The sequence below is a fragment of the Streptomyces sp. S6 genome (assembly GCF_054880855.1).
This window is the reverse complement of record NZ_JBTYMC010000497.1, coordinates 1-3,192: the sequence shown is the minus strand read 5'-3', so window position 1 is coordinate 3,192 and position 3,192 is coordinate 1. Positions and strand designations below refer to the sequence as shown.

Here is a 3,192-nt window from a genome sequence, read left to right as displayed (position 1 = left end):
CCGAGGCGCTCGGCGACCATCCCCGCGCCCGGCTGCTGGATGCGCCCGCCGGACGGGGCGACACGCACGGCGCCCGCACCGGCCGGCCGCGCGGCTGGTTCGGCGACCGCCTCGACGCCCTGGACCCGGGCGAACGGGACGCGGCACTGCGGGACTTCGTCCGCGAGACCGCCGGCGAGACCCTCGGGCAGCCCGCGGCCCTCGACGAGGAGACCACCTTCGGCGACATGGGCCTCGACTCGATCATGGTGATCGACCTGCGCACCCGGCTCTCGCACGCCCTCGGCGTCGACCTCCTGGCGACGGTGGCCCTCGACCACCCCACGGCCCCGCGCATCACCCGGCACATCCTCGGCCTGCTCCACCCCGAACCCGCTCGGCCCACCGGCCAGGGCGCACCGGACCACGCGCCGCTCCCGGACCTCGCCGCGCTGTCCTTCGAGGAACTCGTCCGGGCCGTCCACAGCGACGTGTCCCAGAGAGACATCCCAGGAGCGTAGATGTCAACCAGTAGCCAGTTCCGCGTGATGCGACCAGGCGGTTGCCTCGTCGTAGCAGATGCCGGTCTTGAGGCATCCGTGGAGGATGCCGACAAGCCGGTTGGCGAGCTGGCGCAGGGCGGCGTTGTGGCCCTTGCCCCGGTCGCGTTACCGCCAGTAGGCGCGCGCGTTGGGGGAGACCTTCAGCGTGCTGAACGCCTGGGTGAGCAGGGCGTCGATGACGACTCCCAGCCCGGGCTGGGAGAGGCTGATCCCAGCGGCCGGGTGCCGCCCAAAATGGGCCTCGACCTGCCCTTCCAGGGCCTTGATCTGGGTGTTCAGGGTGGTCAGGACGGCCGGCAGCGCGGTGACGGAGGCCGCGTAGGCGGCGGTGACTTCTTCGGGCTGGCTCAGGTGCTCGGCTCTCAGCGCCGTCTGGATCGCGGACGCCTTGGCGGAGATGTTCCTGCGGCGGGCCCGCTTGAGTGCCGCTCTGATCTGCGCTGTGGTCAGCCGTGCGGCCAGGACCGGGGCGGGGGCCTTGCCCAGGAGCTCCAGAGTGTCGGCGGCGTCCAGGTCGTCGAACGCCTCCAGGGCGGCGGGGAAGTAGTCGCGCAGCGCGTGTCGCAGGCGCTGGCTGTGCCGGGTGCGTTCCCAGATCAGTGTCTTACGGGTGCGGACCATGTCGGCCGGCACGTGCGCGTCGCCGGGATCGCTCTTGGCGCCGGAGACGCCCAGCCGGTCCCGGAACCGGGCGGCTTGCAGCGGGTTGACGGCCGGCACGGTGCAGCCCGCGGTGACCAGGGCCCGTACCCAGGGGCCGCGGTCGGTTTCGGTCCCGACGAGGATCTCGGCCTCGTCCGCGTCGTCCCCGGCCGCCTCGCCGAGTATCTGGTGCAGCCGGGCCATCCCGGTCACGCCCTCGGGCAGCCGGGCTTTGGTCAGGCGTCGCCCCGAGACGTCCATCACCTCGATGTCGTGATGGTCCTCGGCCCGGTCATCGCCCACGAACAGCCGCAACGGTCCTCCCGCACTCGATGCCGATCACCTTCAGCAGCCTGCCGGAGAACCATCAGCGACCTAATCAAGCAGTGCTCACGCCGACTGGCGGCGGGCACGACATCCCATCAGCGATCACTTCCCCGGGCCGAACGGCAGGGGCACGGTCTTTCTTCAGGACCCAACGTCCAGGAGGACAGGGTGCTCACCTGCCGCCGGGTACCGCCAGGAGTCTGCCGTACGGCTGACTCCCAGAACTGATTAGGAGACAGGCAGGTATGAGTGAGGCCCTGGACACCGAAGGCGTCCGCGCCCTGATGGAGGACCAGCTCCGGCTCTCCCACCGGCTGCGGGCCAGGATCGCCGAACTGGAGGACGCGCACCACGCGCCGGTCGCCGTCGTCGGCATGGGGATGAGGCTGCCGCCGGCCATCGACACACCCGAGGCGTACTGGGAGTTCCTGTGCGGCACCGACTCGGCGCTGTCCGAGATCCCCGCCGACCGGCCCGGCCTGCGCGCGGCGTACGACCCGGCGGCCGGACGCCTCGGCCGCTCCTACGTCGACCGCGCCGGATTCCTCGACACCGTCGCCGACTTCGACGCCGACTTCTTCGGGATCTCCCGCCGTGAGGCCCGCCTCCTCGACCCCCAGCAGCGGATGCTCCTGGAGACCAGCTGGGAGGCGCTGGAGCGGGCCGGGATCGCGGTACGCCGCTCCGACCGGCTCGACGTCGGGATCTACCTCGGCATGATGACCTCCGAGTACAGCGAGCGCAACGAGAACCGCTCGGACATGTCCCGGATCGACCCGTACTACATCACGGGCGGCGGCCTCAGCTTCGGCGCCGGACGCATCAGCCACCTGATGGGCTTCTCCGGCCCCGTCCTCGGCGTGGAGACCGCCTGCTCCTCCTCCATGGCCACCCTGCACCTCGCGGTGCGGGGGCTGCGCGCCGGCGAGTGCCGCTACGCGCTGGCCGCCGGCGCCAACCTGCTGCTCTCCGCGAGCCTGATGGTCTCGCTGTGCCAGACGAGGGCGCTGGCACCGGACGGCCGCTCCAAGTCCTTCCTCGCCACCGCCGACGGCTACGGGCGCGGCGAGGGCATCGGCGTCGTCGCCCTGATGCGCCTCGACGACGCCGAGCGCGAGGGCCGGCCGGTCCTCGCCGTCATCCGGGGCACGGCCGTCAACCACGACGGCGCGGCGTCCGGCCTGACGGCCCCGAGCGGACCGGCTCAGCAGGAGGTGATCCGGGCGGCGCTGGCCGACGCCCGGATCGACCCGGCCGACGTCGGCTTCGTGGAGGCCCACGGCACCGGCACCGTGCTCGGCGACCCGATCGAGATCGGCGCCCTGGACGGGGTGCTCGGCGAGGCGGTCCGCCGCCGGGGCACCCCCCTGAACATCGGCAGCGTCAAGTCCCGCCTCGGCCACCTCGAAGGCGCGTCCGGCATCGCGTCCGTGATGAAGACCGTCCTGATGCTCCAGCACGGCGTGATCCCGGCCGCCGCACACCCGGACGACGGCGAGCTCAACCCGCACATCCCGTGGCAGGGGATCGGCTTCACGGTGCCCCGGCACAACACGCCGTGGCCCGCCGGACAGCTCGTCCAGGCCGTCGCCGTCCCAGCCGATGTGGATGCGCCGGTCCGGGGAGGTGATGACCCACCGCCCGCCGTACGGGTCGGGTTCGTGGCGGGGCCAGGAGTCGG

Annotated in this window: 2 protein-coding genes and 1 pseudogene; 2 read left to right on the top strand and 1 reads right to left on the bottom strand. The window is 72.4% G+C overall.

Translation table 11 applies throughout. The annotated features are described in order from the left end of the window. On the top strand, nt 1–500 hold a 500-nt coding region (locus ACVNF4_RS34240; RefSeq protein WP_461806767.1), incomplete at its 5' end, for an acyl carrier protein. A gap of 3 nt (nt 501–503) precedes the next feature. Here the strand turns inward: ACVNF4_RS34240 and ACVNF4_RS34235 are convergent. Beyond that, nucleotides 504–1,493, bottom strand: a pseudogene (locus tag ACVNF4_RS34235) (IS110 family transposase). Nucleotides 1,494–1,756: 263 nt separating this feature from the next. On the opposite strand from ACVNF4_RS34235, the gene ACVNF4_RS34230 reads away from it, so the two are divergent. Then, a partial coding sequence (locus tag ACVNF4_RS34230; protein WP_461806766.1) for a beta-ketoacyl [acyl carrier protein] synthase domain-containing protein occupies nt 1,757–3,192 on the top strand: 1,436 nt, incomplete at its 3' end.